The sequence below is a fragment of the Clostridium sp. OM05-6BH genome (genome assembly GCF_003481635.1).
In the GTDB taxonomy this organism is placed as follows: Bacteria; Bacillota; Clostridia; order Lachnospirales; family Lachnospiraceae; genus Butyribacter.
This window is the reverse complement of record NZ_QULH01000001.1, coordinates 12,842-28,687: the sequence shown is the minus strand read 5'-3', so window position 1 is coordinate 28,687 and position 15,846 is coordinate 12,842. Positions and strand designations below refer to the sequence as shown.

Below are 15,846 nucleotides of genomic sequence, written 5' to 3'. Positions count from 1 at the left end.
AAGATGCATTCATAGACTCGTCTATGAAAGAATGGAGAAGAAATATGAAACAGTTGGCACCGTCAATCTTGTCGGCAGATTTTATCTGCCTGGGAGAGCAATTGAAACAATTGCAAAAGCTTTGCATACATTACCTCCATATTGATGTGATGGATGGAATGTTTGTACCATCTATTTCTTTTGGTATGCCGGTGATTGCGTCATTGCGGAAACATACAGACATGTTTTTTGACGTGCATCTGATGATAGAGGAACCGATCCGTTATGTCAACGCCTTGCGTCAGGCCGGAGCGGATGGGTTAACTGTGCATGCGGAAGCGTGCGCTGATTTGCCGGGGACGATTGCGGCCATTCGAGAAAGTGGTGCGAAGCCGGCAGTGTGCTTGAGTCCAAAAACACCGTTAAGCAAGTTAGATGGTATTTTGGATCAAGTTGATATGGTGCTTATAATGGGGGTAGAGCCTGGTTTTGGGGGTCAGACTCTGATTTGGGAGACCTTGGAAAAAGTGAAACAGCTGCACAAGATTCGCAAAGAACGCGGATTGTTCTTCAAAATAGAGATTGATGGCGGCGTGACAAAGGAAAATGCACGTGCTGTTGCTGCATGCGGTGTGGATATTGTCGTGGCTGGAACCGCTGTTTTTCGTGGGGATATCGAGGAGAACATTCATGTTTTGCAAGAAGAAATCAACACGGAGGGACAAAATGCTTCTTGAGAATATTCCATTAGGAAGAACATTAGAAATTTATATTGATCGTGAAGGTTATCGTTATCGGTTAGTCAGTAAAGTAGAGGAAGCCAAATCAAATCAGGTATGTGTTAGTTTGATCGCATCCAATGGAAGAGCTTTTCAGTTTCATGCGGAGGATGATATATGCATTGTATATCGCGATGCAGACAGACTGTGGGAATGGACAAAAGTGAAGGCAGGCATTGCGAAGTTGGACGGAGAGCCGGTGCATATATTTCAGATTAACGATAAGGGTCATTCATACAATCGACGCAATGCATATCGCGTCCAGATCGGCGAAGAAACATTAATTGGCTACTATGATGTGCCGGGAGCACCTCGCAGATTATCAGAACCACCAAGCCCTGCAGATGAAGAAGAAAATGCAGATGTTATCGAGGAGATAGAACCAGAGATCGTGCGTGGTGTGATCAAAGATGTCAGTGAAAGCGGAGTGGGGTTATACTCTGACTTTGAGTTTCAATTGGAGGATGGCATGTTTTTCGACATTCCATCACCTTATGGTATGCTGCATTGCAGAGCAGAGGTCGTGCGTCGTGACGAGCTACGTGCCACCAATCATAAATTTAACTTTTATTATGGATGTGAGATGACGATGACAGATCGTAAGTTAATGAAATACATCTATGATATACAGAGAGATATTTTGAAGAAAACCAGAGGGCAGTAGTATACTGCCCTTTTTTGGGGATAGCAATCTTATAAGGTGTAATGGGATAAGATGTTTGCAGTGCCGTTTTTGGGACAGCAACTACTTTCTGTAAGAGAAGAGAGGGGATAAGTATAATGCTTGGCAAAACAATATTATTTAGCGGCGGAAAGTATGATATTGCATTTATAAAACAATATTTGGCCGACATGTCTTTTGATACGGTAGCATGTGCAGATTCCGGTTTGGAAGCGGCACACGCAGTAGGAGTTAATGTGGATTATATTATGGGGGATTTTGACAGTGTATCGCAAGAGACACTGGCAGAGTATCGATCTGCGGATAAGGCTGCAAAGTTTGTACAGTATCCTAAGGCAAAAGACTATACGGACACGCAGATGGTATTGGAATGGATATTGTCGGAAGGGGCATCAGAAATCACTATTCTGGGTGCTACCGGGGGACGATTGGATCATTTTCTATCCAATCTAAATATTTTGATGAAACCACTTAAGCAGGGAATCCCGGCGTATATTGTAGATTCGCATAATCGGTTATACTTGATTGACGGAGAGACAACCTTACACAGAGAGCAGGTATTTGGTAAATATATTTCCTTGCAGCCGCTCTCCGAAGAAGTGTATCCGGTGACTTTGACAGGATTTCAATATGGACTAAAAGATTATACGCTTACCTATGGTGATGGACGTGCGATCAGCAATGAGTTTGCACCAGAAGCGCAGACGGCAACGATCTCGTTTACACACGGGGAATTGATCGTGATCGAATCTAGGGATTAGAACGCAATCAGATAGGGGTTGCTTGCATTATGTTGTGTGCTATAATGATCGCAGTAGTTGTAAACTTGATGCAGATGACTTAGATAACAGAAATAAGGGGCTGTATGAATCGAAAGGTAGAGTTATCGGAAGAAAATTATGACTTGTTAGATGAAGCGATACACCAATTGTGTGAGCAGGGACGTTTGTTGGAGGAGCAGAATGCGATGCAGCATGGAAGTACATCGGTCTATGAGCATAGTGTTAACGTTGCCTATAAGAGCCTTCTGTTGGCGGAGAATTTTCGTCTGCCAGTTGATAAACAATCATTAGTGCGAGGGGCCTTGTTGCACGATTATTTTTTATATGACTGGCATGAAAAGGATGGCGGACATCGGCTGCATGGATTTCGACATCCGGCGTTCGCACTTTATAATGCAAGCAAAGATTTTTCGCTGAATAGGAAAGAAAAAAATATTATTGCGAGACATATGTTCCCGTTGACGGTGTTACCGCCACGATGTCTAGAGGCGTGGATTGTCTGCTTTGTGGATAAATACTGTGCATTTTCTGAGACAATGGGTGATGGCAGAATACAGTGGGAACGATAGGAAGAGATAGGATACAGCGGGAGCGATAGGACGAGATAGTGAAGGGAAGAACGATAGAAAATAACGGAGGCTGGTGACAGAATGAAAGAGAACAATTTAATAAATAAGACTGCGTACTTTCATTTGCCCGGATTGTTTGAATTTTATGAATTATATCGCCTGTTTTTAGCGCTGTTTTATGAACACAGGGAGTATTTTTATAACTGGTGTGAGATCGGCTCTATTTATGGCGCACCCGCCGATTGCCTTTGGGGTGGAGGAAGAACTTCGTTTGGTGCGGAAGATCCGGAAGAAGTGCTAGCATTATTGCGTCGATATGGAATATCAGGCCGTTTAACTTTTAGTAATTCCCTACTACGAAAAGAACACCTGTCGGATGAAACATGTAATGCCCTTTGTGCATTATTTGCTGAAAATAAAGGCGTGCAAAATGGCATTATCATTCATTCAGATTTGTTGTTAGAATATTTACAAGAAAACTATCCGGAGCTTTATTTTGTATCTTCAACGACAAAGGTATTGACGGATTTCGAGCAATTTGTGAGCGAAGTAAAGCGGGATGATTTTCGCTATGTCGTGCCGGATTTTCGTTTCAATAAACAGTTTGATAAGTTACAGACATTATCCAAATCAGAGAAAGATAAAGTGGAATTTTTGTGCAACGAGTGCTGCTCGTTTGCCTGCAAAGATAGGAAGCGGTGTTATGAAGCGGTCAGCCGCAAAAATTTAGGACAAAGCGGCTGCGGGCATCGCTGCACAGCCAATGATCTGGAAGAAGGGTACCGTTTTTCGAAAGCGATGAAAAATCCGGGCTTTATTGGCGTTACTGATATACAAGAAAAGTATTTGCCGATGGGATTTACCAATTTTAAGATTGAGGGACGGGGACTCGGCAGTGCATTGATCTTAGAATTTTTGCTTTATTACCTGACAAAGCCGGAATATCAGCTAGTGGTTCGTGAAAAGATTTATTTGGACAATATGCTGGATTTATTTTAAATGTAACCATAATGCGGGAAGAGACATTATTATATTGCTAGGAATGCAGCGTAAAATTGAATGTCAGAAAGTTTATACCGTTAGGACTGTAGCGTAGGATCAAGTGGGAAGAAAGTTTGACAATCTGGTTAGTATATGCTAACTTGAATAAGGCGTAAATGATGAATGTCAGACAGGCATACATCAAAATATGGAACGAGTCTTTGCAAGTGGCATAGGAGAAATTGTGATGAAAAAGCTGTTTTTTGAAATTGAACGAGATGGTTTCTATGGAACTTATTATGAAAATCCCACAGGATCTGATTGTACGGTCATTGGTTTATTTGGAGATGATCCAAATGATTACATGGCAAAGTGTGGGGCAAAATGGTTACATAAAAATGGAGTGAATGCTTTGTGCGTATCTCCCGGTAAGAAAAATTATAGTCATGTCAATAACCCGTTAGAAAGAATCGAGACAGCGATCAAATGGCTGCAGGCTAACGGCAATCGCAAAGTTGGCATTATGGGAATGAGCACGGCGGGGATGGATTCGCTGGTCGCAGCTTCTTATTTCCCGGATATTACCTTGACCTTTGCGCTTACAGCCAGTGATTTTGTATGGCAGGGATTTGAGCAGGGAAATAAAGATGGCTGCAAAGAATGGCCGATTCCAGGGAAATCTACCATTTCATGGAAAGGAGAGCCACTGCCTTACATGCCGTTTGTGTATGAACATCCGGTGTACTGGCAGAAGATTGAAAAGGAGACAAAAGGCTCCGGTGATATCGAGCGAAGCACCTGTTTGTTTATTGACTCCGAGAAAGCAAGAGAGCATACGGAAGAGGAAATGATCAAAGTCGAGAATATTAAAGGAAAACTTTTTCTTGTGGGTGCGGAGGATGATTCTTTCTGGGAAGCAGGAAAATATATCCGCCGCATGGACCAACGATTAAAAGAGCGACCTCATACTTGTGAATATGTACCGCTTGTGTATGAGCATGGGACTCATTTTGTATTGCCGGAATCCATGCTCCGTATGGCATTGCCTGTAGGACTAAAATTTGTGCTGCGGTTTATTTTTAGAGCAGCTAAAGAATATCCGAAGGAGTGTGAGGCAACGAGAAAAGATATTGACAAAAAGCTTTCTGCGGCATTAAAAGAATGGCGGGCAGAGTAGTTTTTTGGAAGCTTGACAGAGACGTGTAGCATATATTTTATTGAATTATAGGTGATAAGGTGAATACTATGAAAGGTTGTTTTTTTGATGTATTCATTATAAAATAATTATAATGTGAGATGGAGACAGACAATTAGTTTAATAATAGAGTTTGGGGGATGATGCTATGACATTGCAGGAAATTCTTGTCGGCGAATCTAAGAATGTAGAGTTCAAAGAAAAATTGCCGGAACGAAGCATTAATTATATGAAGTCGGTCATTGCTTTTGCAAATGGAATGGGCGGAAAAATTATATTTGGGATTGCAGATAAAACCAGAGAAGTAGTGGGAGTTCCGAAAGATGAAGTGTTTGGGATGATGGATGCTATTGCAAACGCTGTGTCAGATAGCTGCGAGCCAGCGATTATTCCAGATATTACTTTACAAACAATGGAAAATAAGACGGTCATTGTAGTTGAAATTTCAGCAGGAAGACAGCGCCCTTATTACATTAAGACATTGGGAAAAGAGGGGGGAGTGTACGTTCGTGTTGCAGGAACCACCCGGCTTGCAGATGATTATATGATTAGGGAATTGATGTTTGAGGGGAGCAATCGCCATTTTGATCAAACTTTATGTATGGGATTAAGCATTACAGATGATGATATTGATTCTCTCTGTCAATCTATGAAGGAACAGGCGGTCAAAAATGCAAATAATGAAGTTCAGAAAGAATCTGTGAAAGAGGTGGGAAGACAGCAGCTGCGTTCTTGGGGAATTCTTATAGAGCGTGATGGCAAAGATTATCCAACAAATGCCTATGCAATTTTAACAGGGGCAGGTGTATTTCATACTGCAACACAGTGTGGTGTGTTTAAGGGGTCGACGAAAGAGGTTTTTGTGGATCGACGGGAGTATGATGGCCCAATTTGGGAGCAAATAGAGCAGGCTTTTCAATATGTTCTTCGAAATATTCATTTGGGAGCGAATATTGTCGGAATATATCGACAAGATGTTTATGAAATTCCGCCAGATGCTATTCGTGAGTTGATCATCAATGCGGCTGTGCATCGAAGTTATTTGGATCATGGGAATATTCAGGTCGCAATCTACGATGATCGGTTAGAAATTACTTCTCCAGGCAAGCTTCCAATGGGGCAGACTTTGGAGCGAATGAAGGAGGGATATTCACAAATAAGAAATGAGGCGCTTGCAAGTGCGTTTTCATATATGAACTTGATTGAACATTGGGGGAGTGGAATACCAAGAATTATTGGAAAGGTAAAAGCAGCAGGACTGAGAGAGCCAGTGTTTATTGGTGGAGAAGTAGATTTGCGGATCAATATTTATCGAAATAATAGTAACAGTCCAGATAATAGTAGTTATCCCGATTGTGTGAGAGATCAGTCGGTGCTATACAATGAAATATCAGAGGAATGCCGGAGAACCGCCGGAGAACCGCCGGAGAACCGCCGGGAAACCGCCGGAGAATTGCCGAGAGGTGAGCAGGAACAAAAGATTTACCGATACGTTTTGGAAAATGCATATATCACAAGGGCACAAGTTATGACACTTCTTGATTTGAAACAACGTCGGGCTAGAGAGATTTTGTTCAATATGATAGAGGATGGTTGGTTAAGAAAGGAGGGCGCTTCAAGAAGTACGATTTACGTGCTTAATACAACAGAAAAGTAACTTTAGTATTAACATAAAGGTAAGGGCAGTCGATTCAGCAATTATGTAAAATGAAAAATGAGAGTTTCCATAGAAAAAAGCTATGGGAAACTCTCTTTTTTAGTATTATGCAAAGATTCCTATGTTGCCTATAATAGCTTTGTATATGTGATGCAATGAAAGGAGAACAAGATGAGTAATTTGAAAACACCTTTTAGATACGATTATGTCGGAAGTTTTTTGAGACCTGCAAAGTTAAAGAAAGCAAGAGCAGATTATGAGGACGGAACAATCAGTGCAGAACAGTTGAAGAGCGTAGAAGATGAGTGCATTATACAACTTGTCAACAAAATAAAAGAGCTCGGATATCATGTGATCACAGATGGAGAGTTCAGAAGAGCAACATGGCATTTGGATTTTATGTGGGGATTTCAAGGGATCGAACATAAAAAAACAATAGATGGAAATACCACGTTTGATGCGGAAGCTGCCATGATTGACGATACCTATATGGTTGGAAAAATTTCCGTAAAGAATCACCCATTTGTTGAACATTTTAAATTTGTAAAGGCACTGGAAGATGAAAATACCGTTGCCAAACAGACAATACCATCTCCGGGACAGTTTTATGCTTATTTTACCGGAACACAGCTTTTGGAAGACACTTTGAAAATATACGGCACAGAGGAAGCATTTGCTGAGGATGTCATTAAGGCTTACGGTGAGTTTATCAAGGAACTTTATGAGGCTGGCTGCCGAAATCTGCAGTTTGATGACTGCGTATGGGGTGGCATGGTAAACCCAGAGTTAGCGGTTGAACTTACGGGCAGAAAAGGAGAGGCGTTAGAGAAATATAAGAGAATCATTCTAAAACTTAATAATGATGTTGTGGCAGAAGCACCACAGGATCTTACGATTAATACACATGTGTGTCGTGGTAATTATCACTCAACATTTTTTAGTTCAGGTGCATATGATGGTGTGGCGGATCTGTTATTTGGGGAAGAAAATGTCAATGCCTATTACCTCGAATTTGATGATGAGAGATCTGGTGGATTTGGGCCGCTTGCAAAAATATCAGGGGACAAAAAAGTGGTTTTGGGACTCATTACCACCAAGAAACCTGATCTGGAAAATAAAAAAGAAATCGTAGAGAGAATCAAGCAGGCTGCACAATACATTCCATTGGACCGTTTATATCTAAGTCCACAGTGCGGATTTGCATCATGTGAGATTGGAAACAAACTCACAGAGGAAGAACAGTGGGCAAAGCTTAAGCTGGTAAAAGAAATTGCAGAAGAAGTTTGGAAATAGCAAAAAGTGGGCTGTGATATCGTATCACAGCCCGTTTAAGAAGAATGGCTTATTTAAATGTCCATTTTCTTTTGAAACAGATTAGCGATTATCCGTGCAGTTTCTGACAGTCCGAAATCATGCGCAATTCCTATGAATATAATGGGATGTGGGTTCTGTGACCGGGGAAACTGTCTCTGTGGTTTTGCCGAGCAACTGATCACGCTGCTTGGCAAATGCACGATTGATAAGTCCGACCAGTGTTCCAACCAGAACGGCGGCAATGATGGTACCAATTCCCACACTTCCGAGACTATGTAAAATGGCGAGGCAGGTAAGTGCCGATACAAGAACCATTGCACAGTCAAAACTAATTTTCACTTTAGAAAATTCAATGTGTGTTACGGTGGAGACTGCCTGCATACAACCTTCTCCGGCAAGTGGGATCAGATCTGTCGGCAAATATAAAAAGATACCAAATGCAATAAATAGGGTGCTGGCAAATAACATGATAATACGAATTAGCATATTATCCGGTGATGAGAGAAAAGACACCATATAATTACAAAAAGTAGTAAAATAGCCAAATACGATACCAACCGGAATCTGAAGCAACTGAACCGGCTTAAAATTTTTTCGCAAAAGCAGGAGCTGGATCAGCACCAGTGTAATATGAAAAAGAATCGTTGCCTTTCCCATTTCCAGCCCCCAGACGCAGGTTATCGTATAGGGAATGGAACTGACTGGGGATACGCCGAGATTAGATTTTACGGAAAGCGCAATACCGACAGTCATTACGAAAAGTCCAATAAAATACATAGGAAGTCTTACGTTTAAGTGTTTCATTTGTTAGTGCCTTCTTTCTTGTTAATATTTACCATATTTTGATAGATACGACCGAGCAGATCATATAATTGCTGCTTGCTTGTTTCGCTGAATCCTTTTAATGCTTTAGACTCAATTTTGGCAAATTCAAGGTTAAGCCGGTCAGCGTATTCTCTTCCGGTTTTGGTGAGATATACGTGAAGCGAGCGACGATTGTTTTCAACAGATTTTCGCTCGATATAGCCTTTTTTCTCCATGCCATTTAGTATAGTAGTCAAAGATGCGGGCTCAATGTGACAGAACATGGCGATTTCTTTCTGGATCGCTCCATCGTGATGCAGCAGATAATCGAGTATTTTAGGATGCCCTGGTGTCAATCCGGTATCTTTCACACTTGATACAAGAGCCTTTTGTATCATAAAATGATCGGACATTAAAAGATAATGAAGTGTTTCCTGCATAGCACCCTCCTTTGTTGGAAATCTAATTATTAGAAAGCTAAATTAATATACAATATATAAAGAGGAATGTCAAATCTTGGAAGGTGAAGATATCATCTGAAAAGCGGATTGCTCAATAGTTCTTGTAGAAGGATAATAGTTCATTTGGTATAATTTTGATGTAGTCATCAAGAAGTTGTTCTTTGTAAATCAGTATGTAGATATGATACTGAAAGGACAACAACATTTATAATGGGAGAAATAGAAATGAAAATTGATAGAATACTTGGAATTATTATTTATCTTTTCAATCATGATAAGGTTTCAGCGAAAACCCTAGCTGAAAAATATGATGTATCGGTTCGGACGATTCAGCGCGATATGGTGAATATTGCGTCTTGTGGCATACCTATTTATTCGGATAATGGAAAAAATGGTGGTTATTCTATTTTATCAACATATAAACTGAAAAATACGAATATTAAAAATGATGAACAACAGATGATTATTAAGGCACTGGAAACTTTATCAACTTCCTATACGAATCATACATTGGACTCAATCATTGAAAAATACAATTCCATCATCGGAAAAGAAGGTGGGCAAAGGATTTTTTGGGATTTTGGTGTTACAAAAGAGAATCAACAGGTTCAAAATGTTAATAAAACATTGGAACAAGCGATAACAGAGAAGAAATATATTTCTTTTCATTATAGAAATGCCAGTGGAAAAGAATCTGATCTGACAGTTGAATCTTTAGCAATACATTATAAATGGTATGCATGGTATCTTTTTGCGTATCGTGATGAAAAGGAGAAATATTATACTTTTAAGGTTGCGCGAATGAAAGATGTTGAAATATTAAATAAAAAATCTATGACAGATCATGGAGATATCGAAGAGCGTATGAAAGAAAGTGAACAAAATTATTACAAAACTTGTATAAATATTGAAGTACACTTTCAAGAGCAGGAAAGTGGTTTAATACAAGAATATTTTCCGGATTGTCAAATAGAGAAAATGATGAATGGAGTGTGTAGAACTTTTATTGGTGTGCCAGCAAAGGAACGATTATGGAAAGCACTTTTATTAAGTTTTGGAGATCGTGTAAAAGTAGTAGCACCAGAGGAATATAAAAAGGAATTGATTGATACGGCAAGAAATTTTTTGTCTAATTACGACAGCTAGTTGTCGTAATTAAATGCTATAATTGGTGCAAAGGCAAGTGAACATAGTGACTGCCCAATACTGATGTATGCGTCTGATAACCGGTTGATCACTATGATAACGAAGTCGTAGAAGATCAAAGGGGAAATTACTTATGAAAAGAACAAAAAATAAGATGTATCATTTTATGATTTTTTTTATTAGCCAGATGGTGTCAGAATTAGGAACTTCCATGACTGGATTTGCAACTGTTATTTGGATGTATTCTAATAGTGGACAGGTGATGTCGGCGTCTTTACTGGCAATATGCAGTACAGTGCCATATCTCGTTGTAAGTCTTTTCGGTGGAGCGGTTGCTGATAAAATGAATAAGAAAAAAATCATGCTTATTTGCGATTCGATTGCAGCAACAGGTTCTGTCATTCTCTTGAGTTGTTATATTTTGGGATGTTTACAGTTATGGGTATTGTGTCTGGTAAATGTGATCAATGGATTTATGAATGCATTTCAAAATCCCGCTTCTCAAGTTACGGTAACCTTATTGGTGGATCAAAAAGATTATGCAAGAATTGGTGGGATTCAATCAACAATGGGCGCATTAGTTGGTATATTTCAGCCAGTTCTGGCAACCACCATTCTTAATACATTGGGCTTGCAATGGATTTTGATAATTGATTTGAGCACCTTCCTAGTTGCTTTTTTAGTATTACTATTTGTTGTGGAGATACCTGATGGAATTTCTTCGGGTAAACAGACATTGATTTCAGAAATATGGGATGGGTTGAAAGAAGGCATTAATTTTGTAGCTGGTAATCGATCAATTTTGATGCTTTTAGTGATGTATTGCATTTTGGAATTTACAGGCGCAATTTCCTTTGATGGTATGTGCACACCACTTCTTTTAGCGAGAACAAACAATAATGAAACGATCGTGGGAATTGTTTCCTCGTTTATGGCAATAGGTTGTATCGTGGCAAGCGTCCTATTGTCTATCTTAAAGCAGCCTCATAAAAAATTGCCGGTCATGTATTTTGGCAGTTATCTATGTTTGCTTGGAATTACATTGTTTGGAATGGGAAGAAATCTCGTGTGGTGGTGTATCGTGGTATTTATTGGATGCTTTGGAAGTCCAATATATCATACATATCAGACAATTATTATAAGAGAAAAAGTTGATACAACGATGCAAGGTCGTGTTTTTTCTTTGCAAGGCATGATTACACAGGCATTAACACCATTAGGATTTTTAATGGGAGGTATGCTGGCTGATTATATTTTTGAACCATTTATGAAAAAGATGTCTTTGCATCAAAATATGATAACATTTCTTGTTGGACGGCAGAGTGGTTCCGGAATAGGCTTAATATTTGTTATTGCAGGAGTAATAGGAATTGTCACATTAACGATTATGAAGTGCAATCCTGCCATCAAACAGTTGGATCAATTGTAGACATGACGGTCATACACAGCTTACAGATGCAACAAAATAATATATTGACAACTGGATTCCCGGAAGGTTACTTTGTGAAAGAGATTTCTTTGATGCAGTGTTGCAGTTTATTAGTATTATGAAAAAACTTTGAGTATAAATGGTATATCAGACATGTAGATAGTCATAATAGTATTTAACTTGACAGGGCATACTTTATCGGGGAAAATTTTGAGCAAATCTTAAACAAATCTTAAACAAAAATCACATTGAATCTTAAACAATAGTTATTTAAACTAAATCTATAAGTTATTACAATAAAATTTTTGGGGGAGGAATTTTATGAAGCTATTTTGGAGATTTATTAGAACAGATATAAAAAAGTCGAAAAGAAATTTTGCATTGTTTGGTTGCACGATTTTTTTAGGGGTTATTGCAATTGTAATCTCCCTGTTATTAACGAGGACAGGAAAGCTGCTATATGCAGATACACTTTTATCGGATTATGGCAATTATGATGTTGCTTTCTGTCAAGTTAGTGATAAATTAAAGGATGTTATTGAAAAAGACAATCGTTTTTCGGAGTTGGGGTATGTTTTTGATCAGGGAAAGTATCGCTTTTTGGAAACCGGAAATAGTATTGAAGTTGGTGCGGTTAAGGATCAAAAAACAGAGGATATGTATTATGTTAATCCGGTGAAAGGAAGGTACCCGAATAAAAAAGGGGAAATATGCATAGATCGTATCACGTTAAAATCGAATGGTTTGGCGGAAAAGTTAGGACAAAAGATTCAATTGACATGCGATGATGCGTCAGAAAATGTAACATATACATTGGTTGGAATTATAGAGGTTCAAAAACAGGATACCGGTGAAACATATGATACAAGATTTTATCCGGAAGAAATGTTTTCTACCAGTAATATGAACAATGTAAATTTCCCATATGCATATATTTATCCGGAAGAAGTAAAGAATCCAAAAGGAATACATATTTTGGCGGATGTAGTAAAAAAGGAAAATTCTGCCAATGTAGTACAGTCCTATTTAGATGATTCTGATTTATTATCAGACTTACATATTACTACTGACAGGTCTTTTGGCAGAGAATGGACCATAGCGAATATACTGGGAGCAGATACGAATGGAGATAGTTTGGCAAATGTTGTTTCAAGCAGTATGGAAAATGGAAATATATCAGTCGATGGATATACAAAGTATCTTATGCCGGTATTATTGCTGTTAATTTTTATACTGGTTTTGGTGGGGATATTTGACTCGATTCGTATGGATATCCGTAGAAAGTATGATTACTATGGGACTCTGCTTCGGCTGGGAATGAATAGCAAAAAGATTGCACTGTTTTATAGTATGGAAATGTTGATTGTATTGGCAGTGACCATATTAGCAGGAATTTTTTGTGGAAAATGGGGATATGAATTTCTTATCAGCCTCGCAAATGATTTATTAAATATACATTTACTATCTGTGGTTGATTTTGATTCATTTTATATTACGTATATTAACAAGGTGACATGGAACCCATATACCACTGCTGCTTTTGTTGTTGGTGTTAGTGTTGTCGTTGCTACAATCATCAACCTTGTGCAGTTAATTCGTATGAAACCAATACAATATGAAATGAAGAAAGTCACAAAGAAGAAAAGAAAATTTGAGTGTAAAAATCTCTATTATCTTTTAAATCATTACATGGGAATTGACAAAATCAGGTATCGTATACTGCCTAATATTATAATATGCCTTGTGCTTGTTTCGGCAGTGTTTGGATATCAATTTTTTCAATGTAAGATTGCTGACGATACAGGCAACTATGATGCTCAATTAAAAGAGGCAAGAATAAAGGGGTTTGATTACTATATGAAACAGTCACCAGTAGATGTGTATTCCGGTTATTTACAATATATGCATAATAGCGGAGTAACTACGGAGATGTTTCAAGAGTTAAAATCAAACGAGAATGTTAAAAGTGCAAAGGGGGCAATTGTAGATTATTCTACCGCTCTTGTGGTTAATAAGACGGATATGTTGTCAAATAAGCTGATGCAACAGTCAGAAGTTTCAGAAGCAATAAGTGATTCTGTGAATGATCAGATTGATGCGCTGGCAAGTGTTGAGTATTTGAAGTATCTGGGTGTAGATCTGAAAAAGAAGCAGGTGTTTCATACGCCAACCATCGGACTCTCCACTGAGGAAGTGATGTCTTTTGCAAAAAATAATCTTATTGCGGGAGAGATAGACAGAAAGAAGATAGAAACAGGAGAGGAAGTTCTATTGATGGTCACGGATCAGGATCTGGCAAGTTACTTTAAGGTGGGGGACAAGTTACCATTGGTAGACTTTATAAGAGATAAGGCGTTAGATGAGAGCACAGAATGCATGTTAGGACAGATTCCAAAAGGATACGAGAATCAAAAAAGCAGTTATAAGGTTACCGTGCAAAATGTGACAAAAGAATTTTTGTGCTTTGAAAAAATGATTCCATTGGATGTAAGGATAGGTGGAATTGTACTGGTTGATGCTGATTTGGATTCGTTTTATTTTGAGGACGATAATGGCGTGAACACTGTTAATGTTCTAACATCAACAGATGCATTTACAAAATGGAAACTTCCTAATAAAAATTATACCAGAGTAGGAGTTACACTGAAAAAATACAACGATACTGCATTAAAATCCTTTGATAAGACATGGTCAAAATATGTCAGCGAGGCTAAGTATATGGCGCAAATAGATGTGTTTAGTATACTTCGGGAAAAACAGATGATCAGCAAAAGAGTGATGGCTATTTTTTACCTGTTGCTTGCTGTGTTAATTTTGTTAAGCATTCTCAGTGCGGGCAATACGATATCCATGAATATTTTTTCCATGAAAAAAGAAAGAATGTTATTAAATGATTTGGGAATGACAAAAAGGAAAATACGACTTCTTCTTTGGATGAGATTTGGAAAAATAGGTCTTTTTGGAGGATGCATCAGTATACTGCCTGTGTGGGTGTATTCCAGAATTGCAGCATATGCAAACGACTTGATGCGGAATGCGTATGAGAATGATACATATGATGCACTCATACTTAGCAAGCCGTGGGTGGAAGCCATTCCAAAGTATGATTTATGGAATGGTAATCTTCTACAGACAGTATTGGTAAGTGTAGCAGTTTCATTACTTATTATTGGTACAATTGTTATTATCTGCACATGCGGACAAAAGGAAAGGAGGAATAAATGCGAATGAGTGCTATGATTAAAATTGAAAATGTAAGTAAGGTATATGGAAAAGGCAAAAAGAATCAGGTCCAGGCATTAAAGTCGATTGATTTAGAACTTGAACAGGGACATAATTACGCTATTATTGGGAAAAGCGGTTCAGGAAAGTCGACTTTGATGAATATGATCGGGTTACTTGATCTGCCAACAGAGGGGAAGATCTTCTTTAAGGGATCTGATATTAGCCATTATAATGCGGGGCAACAGGCGAAATATCGCAATATGGAGGTCGGGTTTGTATATCAGGATTTTAGACTGATTGACGAACTCACGGCGAAGGAAAATATTTTGCTTCCACGATTAATTGCAAAGAAAAAAATAGATATGGAATATTATCACTCTCTTATTTCCATGTTAGGATTGGAAGAAAGAGAGAAGCATTTGCCAACAGAACTTTCAGGTGGACAAAAACAGCGTGTCGCAATCGCAAGAGCATTAATCAATGATCCGGATCTGATACTTGCAGATGAGCCAACCGGTAATGTTGATCAGGAAACTGCCGGAGAGATTATGGATATTTTTGTCCAGATGCATCAATTGAAAAAAACAGTTGTGATTGTAACGCATGATATGGATGTTGCAATGAAATGTGAAAATGTTATTAAACTATCGGATGGAATGATTTGTGAGTCATGACCAGTGATAATGGAAGCACCAGAGACGCAGGGGAAAGATTACCAGTAAATAACTAACTGGCTTTCATCTGCGTCTTTTCTGTAGTGATAATAAATACAAAAAAAATAACACTTGACATTATCAAAAATGAGAATATAATCAAAATAGAGAATAAAAGGAGAAGAAACTT

The 15,846-nt window shown here is 38.5% G+C and carries 14 protein-coding genes; 12 read left to right on the top strand and 2 right to left on the bottom strand.

The features are described from left to right. The first annotated feature begins 44 nt into the window (after window positions 1–44). From rpe to DXB73_RS00105, 8 genes are all read left to right on the top strand, one after another. Window positions 45–716 (top strand): ribulose-phosphate 3-epimerase, encoded by a 672-nt coding sequence (gene rpe, locus DXB73_RS00140; RefSeq protein ID WP_182434206.1) that lies wholly within the window; start codon window positions 45–47, stop codon window positions 714–716. Continuing rightward, entirely contained in the window at window positions 706–1,422 is a 717-nt protein-coding gene (locus DXB73_RS00135; protein ID WP_022024810.1) for a PilZ domain-containing protein, read from the top strand. Before rpe ends, DXB73_RS00135 begins: the two co-directional genes overlap by 11 nt. A gap of 116 nt (window positions 1,423–1,538) precedes the next feature. After that, window positions 1,539–2,201, top strand: a complete 663-nt coding sequence (locus DXB73_RS00130; protein WP_118689761.1) for a thiamine diphosphokinase — start codon at window positions 1,539–1,541, stop codon at window positions 2,199–2,201. A gap of 104 nt (window positions 2,202–2,305) precedes the next feature. Beyond that, window positions 2,306–2,791, top strand: a complete 486-nt coding sequence (locus tag DXB73_RS00125) for an HD domain-containing protein (RefSeq protein ID WP_118689760.1) — start codon at window positions 2,306–2,308, stop codon at window positions 2,789–2,791. Between the two features lie 81 nt (window positions 2,792–2,872). Beyond that, window positions 2,873–3,790, top strand: a complete 918-nt coding sequence (locus tag DXB73_RS00120) for a hypothetical protein (RefSeq protein ID WP_118689759.1) — start codon at window positions 2,873–2,875, stop codon at window positions 3,788–3,790. Window positions 3,791–4,019: 229 nt separating this feature from the next. Continuing rightward, a complete protein-coding gene (locus DXB73_RS00115) occupies window positions 4,020–4,949 on the top strand; it encodes an acyl-CoA thioester hydrolase/BAAT C-terminal domain-containing protein (protein ID WP_182448153.1) in 930 nt (309 codons plus the stop codon). Window positions 4,950–5,115: 166 nt separating this feature from the next. Then, window positions 5,116–6,624, top strand: a complete 1,509-nt coding sequence (locus DXB73_RS00110; RefSeq protein WP_118689758.1) for an RNA-binding domain-containing protein — start codon at window positions 5,116–5,118, stop codon at window positions 6,622–6,624. A gap of 171 nt (window positions 6,625–6,795) precedes the next feature. Further along, a complete protein-coding gene (locus DXB73_RS00105) occupies window positions 6,796–7,917 on the top strand; it encodes a 5-methyltetrahydropteroyltriglutamate--homocysteine S-methyltransferase (RefSeq protein ID WP_182448152.1) in 1,122 nt (373 codons plus the stop codon). Between the two features lie 117 nt (window positions 7,918–8,034). Here DXB73_RS00105 and DXB73_RS00100 read toward each other — a convergent pair whose 3' ends face one another. Then, on the bottom strand, window positions 8,035–8,742 hold the full coding sequence (locus tag DXB73_RS00100) for a DUF6198 family protein (RefSeq protein WP_118689757.1): 708 nt from the start codon (window positions 8,740–8,742) through the stop codon (window positions 8,035–8,037). Further along, a complete protein-coding gene (locus tag DXB73_RS00095; RefSeq protein ID WP_118689756.1) occupies window positions 8,739–9,182 on the bottom strand; it encodes a MarR family transcriptional regulator in 444 nt (147 codons plus the stop codon). Before DXB73_RS00095 ends, DXB73_RS00100 begins: the two co-directional genes overlap by 4 nt. A gap of 246 nt (window positions 9,183–9,428) precedes the next feature. Between DXB73_RS00095 and DXB73_RS00090 the strand changes: the two genes are divergently transcribed. From DXB73_RS00090 to DXB73_RS00075, 4 genes are all read left to right on the top strand, one after another. Continuing rightward, complete coding sequence (locus tag DXB73_RS00090) at window positions 9,429–10,349, top strand: YafY family protein (RefSeq protein ID WP_118690027.1); 921 nt, start codon at window positions 9,429–9,431, stop codon at window positions 10,347–10,349. Window positions 10,350–10,482: 133 nt separating this feature from the next. Next, entirely contained in the window at window positions 10,483–11,778 is a 1,296-nt protein-coding gene (locus tag DXB73_RS00085) for an MFS transporter (protein WP_118689755.1), read from the top strand. 321 nt (window positions 11,779–12,099) lie between these two features. After that, window positions 12,100–15,009 carry an FtsX-like permease family protein gene (locus DXB73_RS00080; RefSeq protein ID WP_118689754.1) on the top strand — a complete coding sequence of 970 codons (2,910 nt, stop codon included), beginning with the start codon at window positions 12,100–12,102 and terminating at the stop codon, window positions 15,007–15,009. Beyond that, the gene (locus DXB73_RS00075; protein WP_118689753.1) at window positions 15,006–15,677 is read left to right on the top strand and encodes an ABC transporter ATP-binding protein; all 672 of its coding nucleotides are present in this window, start codon (window positions 15,006–15,008) and stop codon (window positions 15,675–15,677) included. Before DXB73_RS00080 ends, DXB73_RS00075 begins: the two co-directional genes overlap by 4 nt. Window positions 15,678–15,846: the final 169 nt, after the last annotated feature.